14 protein-coding genes are annotated in these 14,185 nt (G+C 71.1%); 6 read left to right on the top strand and 8 right to left on the bottom strand.

Annotated elements, in window-relative coordinates; genetic code table 11:
• Positions 1–48: 48 nt before the first annotated feature.
• Positions 49–963, bottom strand: a complete 915-nt coding sequence (locus tag ACG04R_RS15335) for a LysR family transcriptional regulator (RefSeq protein WP_394412686.1) — start codon at positions 961–963, stop codon at positions 49–51.
• Between the two features lie 116 nt (positions 964–1,079).
• On the opposite strand from ACG04R_RS15335, the gene ACG04R_RS15330 reads away from it, so the two are divergent.
• From ACG04R_RS15330 to ACG04R_RS15315, 4 genes are all read left to right on the top strand, one after another.
• Positions 1,080–1,685, top strand: coding sequence for an FMN-dependent NADH-azoreductase (locus ACG04R_RS15330; protein WP_394412163.1), 606 nt, complete (start codon positions 1,080–1,082; stop codon positions 1,683–1,685).
• 9 nt (positions 1,686–1,694) lie between these two features.
• Positions 1,695–2,564: a pirin family protein gene (locus ACG04R_RS15325; RefSeq protein ID WP_394412160.1), complete on the top strand. Its 870-nt coding sequence runs from the start codon at positions 1,695–1,697 to the stop codon at positions 2,562–2,564.
• A gap of 336 nt (positions 2,565–2,900) precedes the next feature.
• Entirely contained in the window at positions 2,901–4,616 is a 1,716-nt protein-coding gene (locus ACG04R_RS15320) for a methyl-accepting chemotaxis protein (protein ID WP_394412157.1), read from the top strand.
• A 3-nt stretch (positions 4,617–4,619) separates the two neighbouring features.
• Positions 4,620–5,252, top strand: coding sequence for a DUF938 domain-containing protein (locus ACG04R_RS15315; protein WP_394412153.1), 633 nt, complete (start codon positions 4,620–4,622; stop codon positions 5,250–5,252).
• A gap of 41 nt (positions 5,253–5,293) precedes the next feature.
• Here ACG04R_RS15315 and ACG04R_RS15310 read toward each other — a convergent pair whose 3' ends face one another.
• Positions 5,294–6,208 (bottom strand): LysR family transcriptional regulator, encoded by a 915-nt coding sequence (locus ACG04R_RS15310; protein ID WP_394412150.1) that lies wholly within the window; start codon positions 6,206–6,208, stop codon positions 5,294–5,296.
• A 119-nt stretch (positions 6,209–6,327) separates the two neighbouring features.
• Between ACG04R_RS15310 and ACG04R_RS15305 the strand changes: the two genes are divergently transcribed.
• Positions 6,328–7,083, top strand: coding sequence for a glucose 1-dehydrogenase (locus ACG04R_RS15305; protein ID WP_394412147.1), 756 nt, complete (start codon positions 6,328–6,330; stop codon positions 7,081–7,083).
• A 33-nt stretch (positions 7,084–7,116) separates the two neighbouring features.
• Here ACG04R_RS15305 and ACG04R_RS15300 read toward each other — a convergent pair whose 3' ends face one another.
• The 5 genes from ACG04R_RS15300 to ACG04R_RS15280 all read right to left on the bottom strand — a co-directional run bounded on the left by ACG04R_RS15300 (position 7,117) and on the right by ACG04R_RS15280 (position 11,546).
• Positions 7,117–7,404 (bottom strand): hypothetical protein, encoded by a 288-nt coding sequence (locus ACG04R_RS15300; protein ID WP_394412144.1) that lies wholly within the window; start codon positions 7,402–7,404, stop codon positions 7,117–7,119.
• Positions 7,405–7,432: 28 nt separating this feature from the next.
• Positions 7,433–8,164 carry an ABC transporter ATP-binding protein gene (locus ACG04R_RS15295; protein ID WP_394412141.1) on the bottom strand — a complete coding sequence of 244 codons (732 nt, stop codon included), beginning with the start codon at positions 8,162–8,164 and terminating at the stop codon, positions 7,433–7,435.
• Positions 8,161–9,936, bottom strand: a complete 1,776-nt coding sequence (locus ACG04R_RS15290) for a branched-chain amino acid ABC transporter ATP-binding protein/permease (protein ID WP_394412137.1) — start codon at positions 9,934–9,936, stop codon at positions 8,161–8,163. The genes ACG04R_RS15295 and ACG04R_RS15290 overlap by 4 nt, the downstream gene beginning before the upstream one ends.
• A 3-nt stretch (positions 9,937–9,939) precedes the next feature.
• Positions 9,940–10,977, bottom strand: coding sequence for a branched-chain amino acid ABC transporter permease (locus ACG04R_RS15285; protein WP_394412134.1), 1,038 nt, complete (start codon positions 10,975–10,977; stop codon positions 9,940–9,942).
• A gap of 110 nt (positions 10,978–11,087) precedes the next feature.
• A complete protein-coding gene (locus ACG04R_RS15280) occupies positions 11,088–11,546 on the bottom strand; it encodes a BON domain-containing protein (protein ID WP_394412131.1) in 459 nt (152 codons plus the stop codon).
• Between the two features lie 184 nt (positions 11,547–11,730).
• Between ACG04R_RS15280 and ACG04R_RS15275 the strand changes: the two genes are divergently transcribed.
• Positions 11,731–13,617 (top strand): AsmA family protein, encoded by a 1,887-nt coding sequence (locus tag ACG04R_RS15275; protein ID WP_394412128.1) that lies wholly within the window; start codon positions 11,731–11,733, stop codon positions 13,615–13,617.
• A 57-nt stretch (positions 13,618–13,674) separates the two neighbouring features.
• Here the strand turns inward: ACG04R_RS15275 and ACG04R_RS15270 are convergent, their stop codons facing one another.
• Positions 13,675–14,136, bottom strand: coding sequence for a hypothetical protein (locus tag ACG04R_RS15270; RefSeq protein ID WP_394412125.1), 462 nt, complete (start codon positions 14,134–14,136; stop codon positions 13,675–13,677).
• Positions 14,137–14,185 lie beyond the last annotated feature (49 nt).

Raw genomic sequence — 14,185 nt, 5'->3', positions numbered from 1 at the left:
TGCACCGACCGCGCGGCGCGGCTTGCCGCGGGCCTGTTCGTCGTCGCGCTAGGCGCCCGGCGCCGGGCAGGTCTCCAGCAGCGCTGACACCGCCTCCAGGAACACCCGCGTTCGCAGCGGCATCAACCGCCGCTCCGGGAACACGGCCCAGCAGCTGGAGCCGGGCAACTGCCAGTCCGGCAGCACGCGTTGCAGCCGGCTCAGCGCCACCGAATGGCTCACCAGCAGCCGGTCCACGCCGGCGATGCCCACGCCGCTGAGCGCCAGCTGCGCCAGCAGGCTGGGCGAGTTCGCCAGCGTTCGCTCCACCGGCTGCACGACGACCGGATCGCCGCCGCCACGCTGCAGCCGCCACGGCACGGCATCGCCGGTGCGGGTCAGCAGCATCAGCCCGTGCATGCTGTCCAGCGCCTGCGGCAGCAGCGGCTCGCCGACGCGCTCCAGGTACTCCGGCGCGGCGTACAGGCCCCATTGCGTCGTCGCCAGCTTGCGCGCGGCGAGCTGGCTGTCCTCGTCCAGTTGGCCCATGCGGATGGCGAGGTCGAAGCCTTCGCCGACGATGTCCACGCGGCGCGGTGTCAGGTCCAGCTCCAGCTGCACCTCGGGGTAGTCCTGTGCGAACTGGGCCAGCATACCGGCCGCGACGCGCTCGGCGAAGTCCGCCGGCATGCTGACACGCAGCCGGCCGCTGGGCTTGCTCTGGCGGTGCAGCGCCAGCGCCAACGCGCCGTCCACCTCGGCGGCCACGGCACGCGCGTGCTCCAGCACGCCGGCGCCGAAGTCTGTCAGCGTCAGCTTGCGCGTCGTGCGCTGCAGCAGCTTCTCACCCAGCCGCGCCTCCAGCGCCGCGATACGCCGCGACACCGTGCTCTTGGGCCAGCGCACGCGCTCGGCCGCGCGGCTGAAGCTGCCGGCGTCCATCACGCGGGCAAACAGCAGCAGGTCGTCGGCATCGGATTCCATCGTTTTCACCCAATTGATCCATCAGTGGAACAATCTTATGCAATTCGGCGCCTTCCGGAGTTGATTGGCGATTCCTACAGTTCATTCCATCGCAACCGACTTCCCCGGAGTACCGAATGAACATCCTGCAAATCAACGCCAGCGCCCGCCGTGCCACCGATGACCAAGGTTCGACGTCCACCCGCCTGGCCAACGAACTGACCGCCGGCCTGCGCGCCGCCAACCCGGCCGCCACCGTGACGGTGCGCGACCTGGCCGTGACGCCCCAGCCCGTGCTGGACGAGGTCGCACTGGGCGCCCTGTTCACGCCGGCCGACAAGCGCAGCCCCGAGCAGGCCGCCCGCGTGGCGCTGGACGATGCGCTGATCGCCGAACTGCAGGCCGCCGACACCGTCGTCATCGGCGTGCCGATGTACAACTTCAACGTCACGGCCCAGTTCAAGAACTGGATCGACGCGGTGGCCCGCGCCGGCGTGACCTTCAAGTACACCGAGAAGGGCCCCGTCGGCCTGCTGACCGGGAAGAAGGTGTTCATCGTCACCAGCCGCGGCGGCATCCACCGCGACCAGCCCAGCGACCAGATGACGCCCTACCTGCGCACCGTGCTGGCCTTCCTGGGCATGACGGACGTGGAGTTCGTCTACGCCGAGGGCATGGCCTTCGCCGCCGAGCAAGGCCTGGCCGCCGCCCGCACCCAGATCAGCCAACTTCTCACCGCCTGAAAGCACGCCATGAACACCGTCGCCACGTCCCTGTTGAACCAACCGCGTGAGGTCGAACGCCTCGTCGCCGGTCAACCGACCAGCGACGGTGCCGGCGTCAAGCTCAACCGCGTGCTGACGCAGAACCTGCAGCGCCGACTCGACCCGTTCCTGATGCTGGATCACTTCGGCACGGACAACCCGGACGACTACATCGCCGGCTTCCCCGACCACCCGCACCGCGGCTTCGAGACCATCACCTACATGCTCAACGGCCGCATCCGCCACCGCGACTCGGCCGGCAACGAGGGCCTGGTGTCGGACGGTGGCGTGCAGTGGATGACCGCCGGCCGCGGCGTGATCCACAGCGAGACACCCGAGCAGACGGCGGGCCGCATGGCCGGCTTCCAGCTGTGGCTGAACCTGCCCGGCCGCGACAAGATGCGCGACCCCTGGTACCTGGACGTGCAGGGCGCCGACGTGCCGGAGTTCGAGCAGGACGGCATCACCGTGCGCGTCATCGCCGGCGAGAGCCACGGCATGATGGGCGCCGTGCAGCGCGACGTCACCGAGCCGCTGTACCTGGACGTGCACCTCGCACCCGGCGCGAGCTTCGAGCAGCCGCTGCCGGCCACGCACAACGCCTTCGTCTACGTCTACGACGGCGCGCTGAAGTACTCGACCGGCTGCCTGCAGCCTGCCGGCCGCATGGCCATCCTCGCCAACACGGCGGGCAGCGACGGCGTGCGGCTGACGGCGGGCGACGCGCCGACCCGCGCCATCCTCGTCGCTGGCAAGCCGCTGGGCGAGCCCATCGCACAGTACGGCCCGTTCGTCATGAACACCGAGGCCGAACTGGTGCAGGCGGTGCGGGACTTCCAGGCCGGCCGGCTGGCCTGAAATGGAGGCCCCTCGCCCAGTCTTGCCACGCTGAACGCGGGCAAGCCTGGTCGGTCTTGCAGACCGCGCAGCCGACGGAGCGGCTGCTCTTCGGCAGGCACGACAAGTCCACAGGACTTGCCATGTCCAGCCTCAGCCCCACGGGGACGGCGATGCAAGCGGCATTGAGCCGCTTGCACATCGCCTGCAAGCCGGCTTGGGGCGGCCCGGCACCGGTCCGCGGTTTCGTTCGCAACACCTGGAACCTCGCGTGACAGCGCCGGTGCGGCAGGGCAGACTCCTTCCACGCTGCCGCGGCCGCCCGGGCCGCGCACCACACCGTCCGGAGGAGCCGAGATGAACCCACTGCAATGGAAGATCGGGCCGCGCCTGGCGGCCGCGATGGGCGTGATGCTGGGCTTGATGATGCTGCTGTCGGGCATCGCGATGCTGCAGATGCTGAGCATGCGGTCGCGCACGCACGAGATCACGGCCAACTGGCTGCCCAGCGCGTCGCTGGTGAACCAGATCAACACCAACACCGCGGACTACCGCGTCGCCGAGACCGGCCACGTGCTCGCCACGGATGACGCGGCGATGGCCGCGAAGGACAAGGAGATGGCGGCGGCGCTGGCCGAGTTCGAGAAGAACCGCGCGGCCTTCGAGAAGCTCATCAGCTCGCCCGAGGAGCGTCGCCTCTACGAGAGCTTCCAGGCCGACTGGAAGGCCTACATGGCCGCGCACGAGAAGCTGTACGTCCACTCGCGCAAGAACGAGAACGACGAGGCCCGAGCCATCCTGGAAGGCGACTCGCTGAAGTTCTACAACAGCTCGTCGGACATCCTGGAGAAGCTGATCACCCTGAACACCCAGGGCGCCAACCAGGCCGGCGCCGACGCCGATGCGGCCTTCGGCACGGCACGCCTGGTCGTCATCATCACGCTCGCGTTGTCCATCACGATGGCGTTGATCATCTCGCGCCTGCTGATCCGGTCCATCACGGTGCCGCTGCAGCGCGCGGTCGGTGTGGCCGACGCGGTGGCCGGCGGCGACCTGCGCGAGCCGGTCGCCGCGCACGGCAACGACGAAGCGGCGCTGCTCATCCGCGCGCTGGAACGCATGCGGCAAAGCCTCACGCAGACCGTGTCGCGCGTGCGTGCCAACGCCGAGTCCGTCTCCACCGCCAGCAGCCAGATCGCGCAGGGCAACGCCGACCTGAGCCAGCGCACCGAGGAGCAGGCCACCGCGCTGCAGGAGACGGCGGCGACGATGTCCGAGCTGGCCAGCACCGTGCGCAGCAACGCCGACAACGCCCGCCAGGCCGACCAACTCGCCCGCAGCGCCAGCGACGCGGCCCGCCAAGGCGGCAGCGCGGTGGGCGATGTCGTCGACACCATGCGCGGCATCAGCGACTCCAGCCGCAAGATCGCCGACATCATCGGCACCATCGACGGCATCGCGTTCCAGACCAACATCCTGGCGCTGAACGCGGCGGTGGAAGCCGCCCGCGCCGGCGAGCAGGGGCGCGGCTTCGCGGTCGTCGCCGGCGAGGTTCGCTCGCTGGCGCAACGCAGCGCCGACGCGGCCAAGGAGATCAAGAGCCTCATCACCGGCAGCGTCGAGCAGGTCGAGCGCGGCAGCCAGCAGGTCGACACGGCCGGCCAGTCCATGCAGTCGCTGGTGCAGGCCATCCAGCGCGTCACCGACATCGTCGGCGAGATCAGCAACGCCAGCGTCGAGCAGGCCGACGGCGTGGGCCAGGTCGAACAGGCCGTCTCGCAGATGGACCAGGTCACGCAGCAGAACGCCGCACTGGTGGAGGAGTCCGCGGCGGCGGCGGAGAGCCTGAAGCAGCAGGCCCTGCAGATGGTGGACATCGTGTCGACATTCCGCCTCGGCGGCGACGCCGCGCGAACACCGGCACCGCCGAAGGCCCGGGCAGCCCGCCCGGCCACCACCACGCCTCCATCCACGCCGAAGGCCAAGGCACTCCCGCCCCCCGCCGCCAGGCCCGCACCGGTGGTGGCCACCGCATCGGCAGGGGCGACGGACGACGACTGGACCAGCTTCTAGCCGATGCGCGAACGCCGCTACAGCCCCGCCGCCGAACGCAACGGCCCGCCCATCCTGGCGGTGCTGCAACGCCTGCTGCCGCCGACCGGCTTCATGCTGGAGATCGCCAGCGGCACGGGCCAGCATGCGGCCTTGCTCAGCCACGGGCTGCCCGGCTGGCAGTGGCAGCCCAGCGACTTCGACGCGGCGGCGCTGCCGTCCATCGCGGCGTGGTGCGAGGGGCTGGACCGCGTGCGCCCGCCGATCACGCTGGACGTGCTCGACACCGCCTGGCCCGGCGTGCCGGCTCAGGTGGACGCGATCTACTGCGCCAACATGATCCACATCGCGCCGTGGGCCTGCACGGCGGGGCTGATGCGGGGAGCAGCCCGGCACCTCGCACCGGGCGGGCTGCTGCTCACCTACGGCCCCTACTTGCTGGACGACGAGCCGACGGCGCCGAGCAACCTCGCCTTCGATGCCGACCTGCGCTCACGCAATCCAGCGTGGGGCATCCGGCGGCTTGCCGACGTTGCGGCCGAAGCCGCCGCCGTGGGCCTGCGACTGCGCGAGCGGCTGGACATGCCGGCCAACAACAAGCTGCTGGCCTGGCAGCGGCCCCAGGCCCACCGGCCCAACGCGACCACGGACGCCTAGAGCCCGCCCTTGCCGGGCGGGGCTCGCCGCGGGACGCTGGCTCAGGCCGGCGCCAGCCCGGCGGCCAGGTGGTCGCCAAAGGCCTTGACCTTGCCCGACAGCCGCCGCTGCGGCGGGCTGACGAGCTGGATGGGCAGCGAGCGCCCGAGCCACTGTGGCATGACGACCTCCACCTCGCCGCTGGCCAGCTCCACGTCGAACAGCCATGTCGGCGAATACGCCAGCCCCATGCCCGACAGCAGCGCCTCGCGCACCGCCTCGCCGCTGTTGGTGCGCAGCGTGCCCCCCACGCGCACGCTGACCTCGCTGCCCGGCGGCGCCGCGGCCTGCGAGCCTGCTTCGAAGGTCCAGATCGGCCCCGTGCGCAGCTCGCTGTAGACGATGCAGTCGTGCCGCGCCAGGTCCGCCGGCTGCCGCGGCGGCGCGATGCCCCGTTGCTCGAAGTAGCCGCGGCAGGCCATCACGGCACGGTGCGTCGTGCCGATGCGGCGCGCGACGAAGCTGGAGTCCGGCTGCTCGCCGATGCGCACCGCGATGTCGATGCCCTGCTCGATGAGGTCGATGAAGCCGTCGTTCAGCCTCAGGTCGATCTGCACGCCCGGGTGCGCCGCGAGGAAGCTGCGCACCAGCGGCATCAGCTGGCGCCGCCCGAAGGTCACCGACGCCGCCACGCGCAGCGTGCCCTGCAGCCGGTGCTCGCCGGCGCGCAGCTCGCTCTCGGCCTCGGCAATCTCGGCCACCAGGCGCCGCGCCTGCTCCACGTAGCGCTCGCCCGCCTCGGTCAGCTTCAGCGCCCGCGTGCTGCGTGCCAGCAGCTGCGCGCCGAGCGCTTTCTCCAGCGCCGCCACCTGCTTGCTGACGGCGCTCTGCGTGCTGCCGGTCTCGCGCGCCGCGGCCGAGAAGCTGCCCAGTTCCACCACCCGCACCAGGGTCTGCATGGCCTGCAAACGGTCCATCTGTCGTTGCCCTCAATTCCTGTCTGGAATAAATCTTAGGCAGCGCGGCAGGCTACTGCTTTAGTGGGGCAGCAATCACAGTGAAGTCACTCAACCACCGTCTGCCCTGGAGCACTCACATGACCTCTTCTCCCATCGTTCTCATCACCGGCGCCCTGACCGGCATCGGCCGCGCCACCGCCCTCGCCTTCGCCCGCGAAGGCGCCACCGTCGTCGTCAGCGGCCGCCGCGAACCCGAAGGCCAGTCGCTGGCCACCGAGTTGCAGAAGGAGGGCGCGCCGGCTGCCGCCTTCATCCGCGCCGACGTGCGCCACGAGGCCGACGTGCGCGCCCTCGTCGAGCGGACCGTGACGCGCTTCGGCCGCCTGGACGTGGCCGTCAACAACGCCGGCACCGAAGGCGCCACCGGCCCCATCACCGAGCAGAGCGCCGAGAACTACGACGCCATCTTCGACACCAACGTGCGCGGCGTGCTGTTCTCGCTGAAGCACCAGATGCGCGCGATGCTGGCTCAAGGCAGCGGTGCCATCGTCAACCTGTCGTCAGTGGCCGGGCTGATCGGCTTTGCCGGCGCGTCGGTCTATGCGGCCAGCAAGCACGCGGTCGAAGGCCTGACCAAGAGCGCGGCACTCGAAGGCGCCGCCGCCGGCGTGCGCGTCAACGCCGTCGCGCCGGGCCCGATCCAGACCGACATGATGGAGCGATTCACCGGCCACAACGCCGATGCCAAGGCCGGGCTGCTGGCCAGCGTGCCAGCCCAGCGAGCCGGCACCGTCGACGAGGTTGCGCAGACCATCGTGTTCCTGGCGAGCGACAAGGCGAAGTACCTGACGGGGCAGTCCATCGCGGTGGATGGCGGGTTCACGGCGCAGTAGGGGCTGTGGCGGCCGGCCCCCGTCGACTTGCCTTCAACGCTTGTCCTCGCCGCCCCGCCACTGTTGCTTGAAGCCTTCGGGATAGTCCGGCGCCCAGAGCCACTGTGTGTCGATGGCGCCCCAGCGCAGCAGCAGTTGCTTCAGCGAGCCGGTCACGAAGGCGTGCAGCAGCGCGAGCGACACCAGCGCGGCCACGAACGCGGCAACGGCGAGCAGCACCTTCCAAGGCGCCACGGCCGGTGCGATCTGCGCAGCGGCAACCAGTGCGATGCCGCCGATGGCAACTACCGCAACGACGATCTTCGCGACGAACAGCTTCATGTGCACTCCCGGTTCAAGCCGCTGAATACTAACCTTGCCGTTCCGCGCCAAGGTAGGTCTCGATGACCCTCGGGTCCGCCGCCAGCTGATCCGCGGGTCCGCTCAACCCGAACTCCCCCGTCTCCAGCACGTGGCCGTGATCCGCCACGCGCAGCGCGGCGCGGGCGTTCTGTTCGACGAGCAGGATGCTGACGCCGCCGGCGCGCAGGTCGTCGACGATGGCGAAGATCTCGCGGACGATCAGCGGCGCCAGGCCCAGGCTGGGTTCGTCGAGCATCAGCAGCTTGGGTTGGCCCATCAGCGCGCGGCCCAGCGCGAGCATCTGGCGTTCGCCGCCGGACAGCGTGCCGGCCGCCTGCGCGCGCCGCTCCTTGAGCCGCGGGAAGCGCGCGTAGACGCTCTCCAGCCCGTCGCGCCAGCGCTTGTCGCCCAGCGTGCGTGGCCGCCAGCCGCCCAGCAGCAGGTTGTCTTCCACGCTCATGGTGCCGAACAGCTCGCGCTTCTCGGGCACCAGCGCGAGGCCGGCGAGCACGCGCTCTTCGAGCGTCAGCCGGGCGATGTCCTCACCTGCAAAACGCAGCACGGCGCTGCGCGACGGGATCAGGCCCATCAGCGCGCCGAGCAGCGTGGATTTGCCGGCGCCATTGGGGCCGATGACCGTGACGACGCTCTTCTCCTGCGCCGCAAAGCTCAAGCCGTGCAGCACTTCGGCGCGGCCATAGCCCGCGTACAAGCCGCTCACTTCCAGCAGCGCGCTCATTCGTCCGCTCCCAGGTAGGCGGCACGCACGGCCGGGCTGGCCTGCACCTCGGCCGGCGTGCCTTCCATCAGCCAGCGGCCGAACTCCATGACGACGATGCGGTCGGTGAGCTTCATGACGAAGTCCATGTCGTGCTCGACGAGCAGCAGCGACAGGCCCTCGGCCTTCAGCTGCTTCAGCACCTCGGCGAGCGCCTCCTTCTCCTTGTGGCGCAGGCCGGCGGCAGGTTCGTCCAGCAGCAGCAGCGACGGGTCGCTGGCCAGCGCGCGGGCGATCTCGACGAGACGCTGCGGGCCCAGCGCCAGGTTGCCGGCGAGCTCGTGAGCCTGGTCGGCCAGGCCGATGCGGCGCAGCTGGCGCAGCGCCTCGGCGCGGGCCTGGCGCTCCTCGGCGCGGTCCAGGCCCAGCATCGCGGCCATCGCGCCGCTGCGGGTGCGCAGGTAGCAGCCCAGCGCCACGTTCTCCAGCACCGTCATGTCGGGCACCAGCTTCACGTGCTGGAAGGTGCGGCTCAGGCCGGAACGGGCGATGTCGCGGCTACCGCGACCGTCGACACGCTGACCCAGCAGTTCCACCTCACCGGCGGTCAGCGGCAGCACGCCGGAGACGAGGTTGAAGGTCGTGCTCTTGCCCGCGCCGTTGGGGCCAATGAGCCCGACGATGTCGCCGGCGCGGATGGCGAAGCTGATGTCATTGACGGCGACCAAGCCGCCGAACTGCTTGCGGATCTTGCGCACGTCCAGCAGCGCCGCGCCGCGCTCGGGGTGGCGGCGCGAACCGAGCGGCTGCGCACCTTCATCGACTGCGCGCTGCCCACGCGCCGGCAGCCAGCGCGCCATCAGCGGCCACAGGCCATCGGGCGCAAACCGCAGCACCAGCACCAGCACAACGCCGAACACGATGATCTCGTAGTTGCCCGAGCCGCCGAACACCAGCGGCAACCAGACCTTGAGCTGGTCCTCGGCCAGCTTCACGAGCGCCGCGCCGGTGAACGCACCGCCCACCGCGCCGATGCCGCCCAGCACGGCCATGAACAGGTACTCGATGCCGAACTTGATGCCGAACGGCGACGGGTTCACGCTGCGCTGCATGTGCGCGTAGAGCCAGCCCGACACCGAGGCCAGCAGCGCCGCGATGACGAACATCACCAGCTTGTAGCGGAAGGTCGACGCGCCCATCGCCTCGGGCATCGTCGCGCCGCCGCCGCGGTTGGTGTTGAGCGCACGCATGACGCGGCCGGGCCGCGAGTCCAGCAGCCGCGTCACGCCCAGCGCCGCCAGCAGCGCGGCCAGCCAGATCAGCAGGTAGATGCGGCGCTCGCTCTGGAAGCTGAAATCGCCCAGCGTGATGGCGGGCAGGCCCAGCAGCCCGTCGTATTTGCCCAGCGCCTCCAGGTTGCCGACCAGGTAGTACAGCGCCAGGCACCAGCAGATGGTGGCCAGCGGCAGGTAGTGGCCCGACATGCGCAGCGTCAGCGCGCCAATGACCAGCGCCAGCACCAGCGTGACGGCCAGCCCGGCCACCAGCCCCAGCCACGGCGACAGCCCCAGCACCGTCGTCAGATAACCCGTGGCGTAGGCCCCCACGCCGGCGAACGCGGCCTGGCCGAAGGACGTCAGCCCGCCCACGCCGGTCAGCAGCACGAGGCCCAGCACGACCAGCGAGAACAGGCCGATGTAGTTGAGCTGCGTGATCCAGAAATCCGGCACCGGTGCGAACGGCAGCGCCAGCAGCACGACGACGGCCGCTGCCGTCAGATGAGTACGGTTCATCGGTCAATGCTCCTCGTGATGCGGGTCCACGAAGGACCGCCACAGCAGCACCGGCAGGATCACCGTGAACACGATGACCTCCTTGAATGCACTCGCGTAGAACGAGCCGAAGCTCTCGATGAGGCCCACGCCGATGGCGCCGCCCAGCGCCATCGGGAAGCTGGCAAGGCCGCCGAACACCGCGGCGACGAAGCCCTTCAGGCCGATGAGAAAGCCGGTGTCGTAGTAGATCGTCGTCGACGGCGAGATCAGCAGGCCCGACAGCGCGCCGATGAAGGCCGCCATCGTGAAGCTCATCGCGCCCGCGGCGTCGCCGGAGATGCCCATCAGCCGCGCGCCGGTGCGGTTGACCGACGTGGCGCGCAGCGCCTTGCCCGTCAGCGTGCGCTCGAAGAAGAGGAACAGCGCGGCGATCAGCGCGACCGACGCGCCGAAGATGATCAGCGTCTGCCCCGTGAAGCTCAGCGGCCCGACATCGAAGCGCGCGTCCCAGAACGCCGGCGTGCGGTAGCCCTCGGCGCCGAAGAACACGAGGCCGATGCCCGTCAGCGCGAAGTGCACGCCCACCGAGACGATGAGCAGCGTCAGCACGCTGGCACCGGACAGTGCGCGGTAGGCCAGCCGGTACAGCAGCGGGCCCATGGCCGTCACGAGTCCCAGCGTCAGCAGCACCTGCACCAGCAGCGGCGGCTGCTGCGGCGCCAGCCCCAGCGTGACGCCCGCGATGGCCAGTGGCAGCACCAGCGCCCCCAGCAGCCGGCGCGCGATACGCCCCGGTGCGCAGCGTTCGCGCAGCGCCTGCGTGATGTCCAGCACCGCGCCGGCCACCGCCAGCATGGCCAGCAGCCAGACCGTGCCGGGCACCTTGCCCAGTTGCAGCGAGGCCAGCGTCAGCGCACCGAACGCGACGAATTCGCCCTGCGGGATGAAGATGACGCGGGTGACCGAGAAGACCAGGACCAGCGCCAACGCGACGAGGGCGTAGATGGCACCGTTGGTCAACCCGTCGAGGCCCAGGATGGCAGCGATGGTGAGATCCATCGGCTCATCCTATCGGCGAACCCCGCCCGCGCCGCCGAGGGCAGACCATGACAAAAAGAAGGGGCGCCCCATGAGAGGAGCACCCCCGTCGACAGCCGCGCGGCGGCCGGTCAGCCGTGCTTCGGGCTGACCACCAGCTGGTTGTCGACCTGCTTCACGCCGTCCACGGCGGAAGCGAGGGTCGTGGCCCGCGCGCGCGATTGCGCATCGGGCGCCTGGCCGGTCAGCGTGACGCGGCCTTCGCGGGTGTCGACGTTGATCTGCGTGGCCTTGAGCTTGTCATCGGCCACGAGCGCGGCATTGACCTTGGCGGTGATGGTCACGTCGCTGGAAATCTCGGCCGTCTTCTCGGCGGCGCGCTTGGCCGACAGTTCGGCGTCGCTGATGGCCTCCTTGGCGTCGCGCCGGGTCTCTTCGGCGGACTGCTTGGCATCGGCGATGGCACCGTCCAGGCGCTGGCCGGCGGTGCGTTCATCGTCCTGCTTGCCGCAGGCGCTCAGCGCGGCGGCCACCGCCAGCGCGGCCAGCAAGGTCAGGCGGGATCGGGTAGGCGTGATGGGAGAAGTCATCGGTCGTCCTTTCGGGAGGTGAGGCCGTTCGGGGCCGGTACTGCCACTTTGGATGCCGCAGGCCATGCCGCGTTTCAGCCCAGGCGCCGATCGCCTGTCGGATCGGGCCGACAGCGCCGGGTCCTACGCCCTCGGCCGCCGCCGTCCCACGCGCCGGCGCGCGGCGACTGCCCAGCATGACGGCATGAAGAGGACAGGCCCGGTCATCGTCGGCACCCTGCTGCTGGCCGCCATCGCCGGCGTCGCGGCGCTGGAGTACGCCGGCTGGCCGGGCCTGGCACCGCGGCTGGCCGCGCGCGGCGGCTACGGGCTGCGAATGGACCCGGCCTCGCGCGTGCACCTCTTCTGGAACCCGCGGCTGCTGGCGCCGCAGCTGCGCGTCATCGGTACTCAGGGCGACACGCTGGCCGACGCGCGCGACGTGGTGCTCGCCTGGCAATGGGGCGACCTGTGGCGCTGGCGTCATGGTGAGCCGCTGCGGCTGCGGCTGGTGCAGGCCGAGTCGCTGGCGCTGACCTGGCAGCGCGATGCCGACGGCCGCACGACCTGGCCGCTGCAGTCTTCGGCCGGCGCGAAGCACGAGCCCGTGGCCATCCCGCAGATCGACCAGCTCGTCATCCACAACGGCACGGCCCGCCTCGACGACGCCCCGCTGCTGCTGCTCGGCGAGGCCCGCTTCGCAACCGACAGCGACGGCCGCTGGACGGCCGACGTGAAGGGCCGGCTGCGCGGCCAGCAACTGGCGCTGGACGCGCAGGCCAGCGCAGGCCTGGCGTTGCTGTCGACACCGCAGGCCGGCGTGCCGCCCGTGCGGCTGCGCGTGGCGCTGAGCCAGGGGCCGCAGCAGCTGGACTTCGACGGCACCGCCGCATCGCTGCTGGACGCTCGCGCGCTGGACGGCTGGCTGCAGGTGCGCGGCAGCTCGCTGGCCGCCGCGGGCCGGCCTTTCGGCGTGGCGCTGCCACACACGCCGGCCTTCGAGCTCGGCGGGCGGCTACGGCATGCGTCTGGCCTGTGGCAGCTGGGCGCCGTGCGCGCTCGCATCGGCGGCAGCCGGCTGGCAGGCGACTTCGCCTTCGACACACGCTCCCGCCGCCCGCTGCTCAACGGCACGCTGCGCGGCGGCCCGTTGCGCCTGGCCGACCTGGGCCCGGCCATCGGCACGGACGCGCCGCCCAGCCGCCCCGGCCGCGTGCTGCCCGACCGGCCGCTGGACCTGCCCGCGCTGCACATGATGGACGCGCGCGTCGACGTCGCGCTGACACGGCTGGACCTCGGCTCCCCGCACCTGGCGCCGCTGTCGCCTGTCGACGGTCATGTCGTGCTGGCCGACGGCGTGCTGACGCTGAGCCAGCTCCGGGCGGGTGTGGCCGGCGGCAGCATCTCCGGCTCGGCGCGGCTGGACACGCAACCCGTGCCGCCGGTGTGGCTGGCCAGCCTCGACGCCAGCGACCTGGCCGTCGAGCGCTGGTTCAAGCCCGACGTGAAGGCGTTGACCGCCCACCCCGTCACCGGCAGGCTCCAGGCCCGGCTCGACGTACAGGGCCGCGGCCACAGCACGGCCGAACTGATGGCGAGCCTGAACGGCCCGGTGCAACTGCGGCTGGAACACGGCAGCGTGTCGCACCTGCTGACCGAAGCGATGGGGCTGGACGTCGCCCAGGGCCTGGGCATGCTGATCAAGGGGGACGAGAACCTGCCGTTGAACTGCGCCCGGCTGGACGGCCGCTTCACCGCCGGCGTGCTGCGGCCGCGCACCGCGCTGATGGACAACCGGGACAGCCGCATCGACGTGGACGGCAGCATCAGCCTGGCCAGCGAGACGCTGGACCTGCGTGCCGTCACCCGGCCCAAGGACTTCTCGCCGTTGGCGCTGCGCGCGCCGCTGCGCCTGCAGGGCACGCTGGCCGCCCCGCGCGTGGCGCTGGAAGGCCGGCGCCTCGGTGGCCGCGCGATCGCCGCGCTGGCGCTGGGGTCGCTGGCCCCGCCGGCGGCGCTGCTGGCCTTCGTCGACCCGGGCGAAAAGCTGCCGCCCGTCGATTGCAGCCTGACGCCGCGTCAGAGCGGTTGAGGGACCAGGGCCTGTCAACGCTGCGGGAGTAAGCCGCGAAGGCAGTGTTAACAGGCCCTAGCGTCGCTTGTGCGGTTGCTCGTGCACGGCGTCGAGGAACTCGGCCAGCGTCTCGTGGCACGGCCCCTCGGGGCACAGGAACAGGCCTTCGGCCTCGGCCGGCACGTCGCTGGGGAAGCCCAGCGCCCCCAGCGAATTCACTGCCTCGCCGCACAGCGCCACCGTACGCCCGCAGCGCCAGGCCATCTTCAGCAAAGCCTGCAGCCGCGCGCAGCCGGTGGGCGCGGCCCAGACGTCGGAGTTCAGCACGACCAGGCCGTCGGCCCAGTCGGCCGCGGCCGGCGGCTCGCCGAAGTCGTCGTCCAGCCGCCAGTCCATGCGGCTGACCTCGTCGGCGCGCAGCGCCAGCAGGTCGTCCTGATGCCGCGCCAACGCCTCGGCCGTGCCGACGACGCAGATCATCAGCTCACCTCCGCGCTGGGCAGGGGGCACTGGGGGCTGGCAGTCGGTCGCACTCATGGCGCGTCTCCCCGAAATGGATACGCCACTCTGGCCCCTCGCCACCGCC

Source organism: Pelomonas candidula (genome assembly GCF_043555985.1).
GTDB classification, from domain to species: Bacteria; Pseudomonadota; Gammaproteobacteria; order Burkholderiales; family Burkholderiaceae_C; genus Pelomonas; species Pelomonas candidula.
Note: the sequence above shows the minus strand (reverse complement) of the source record. Positions and strands in the feature narration are given on the sequence as shown.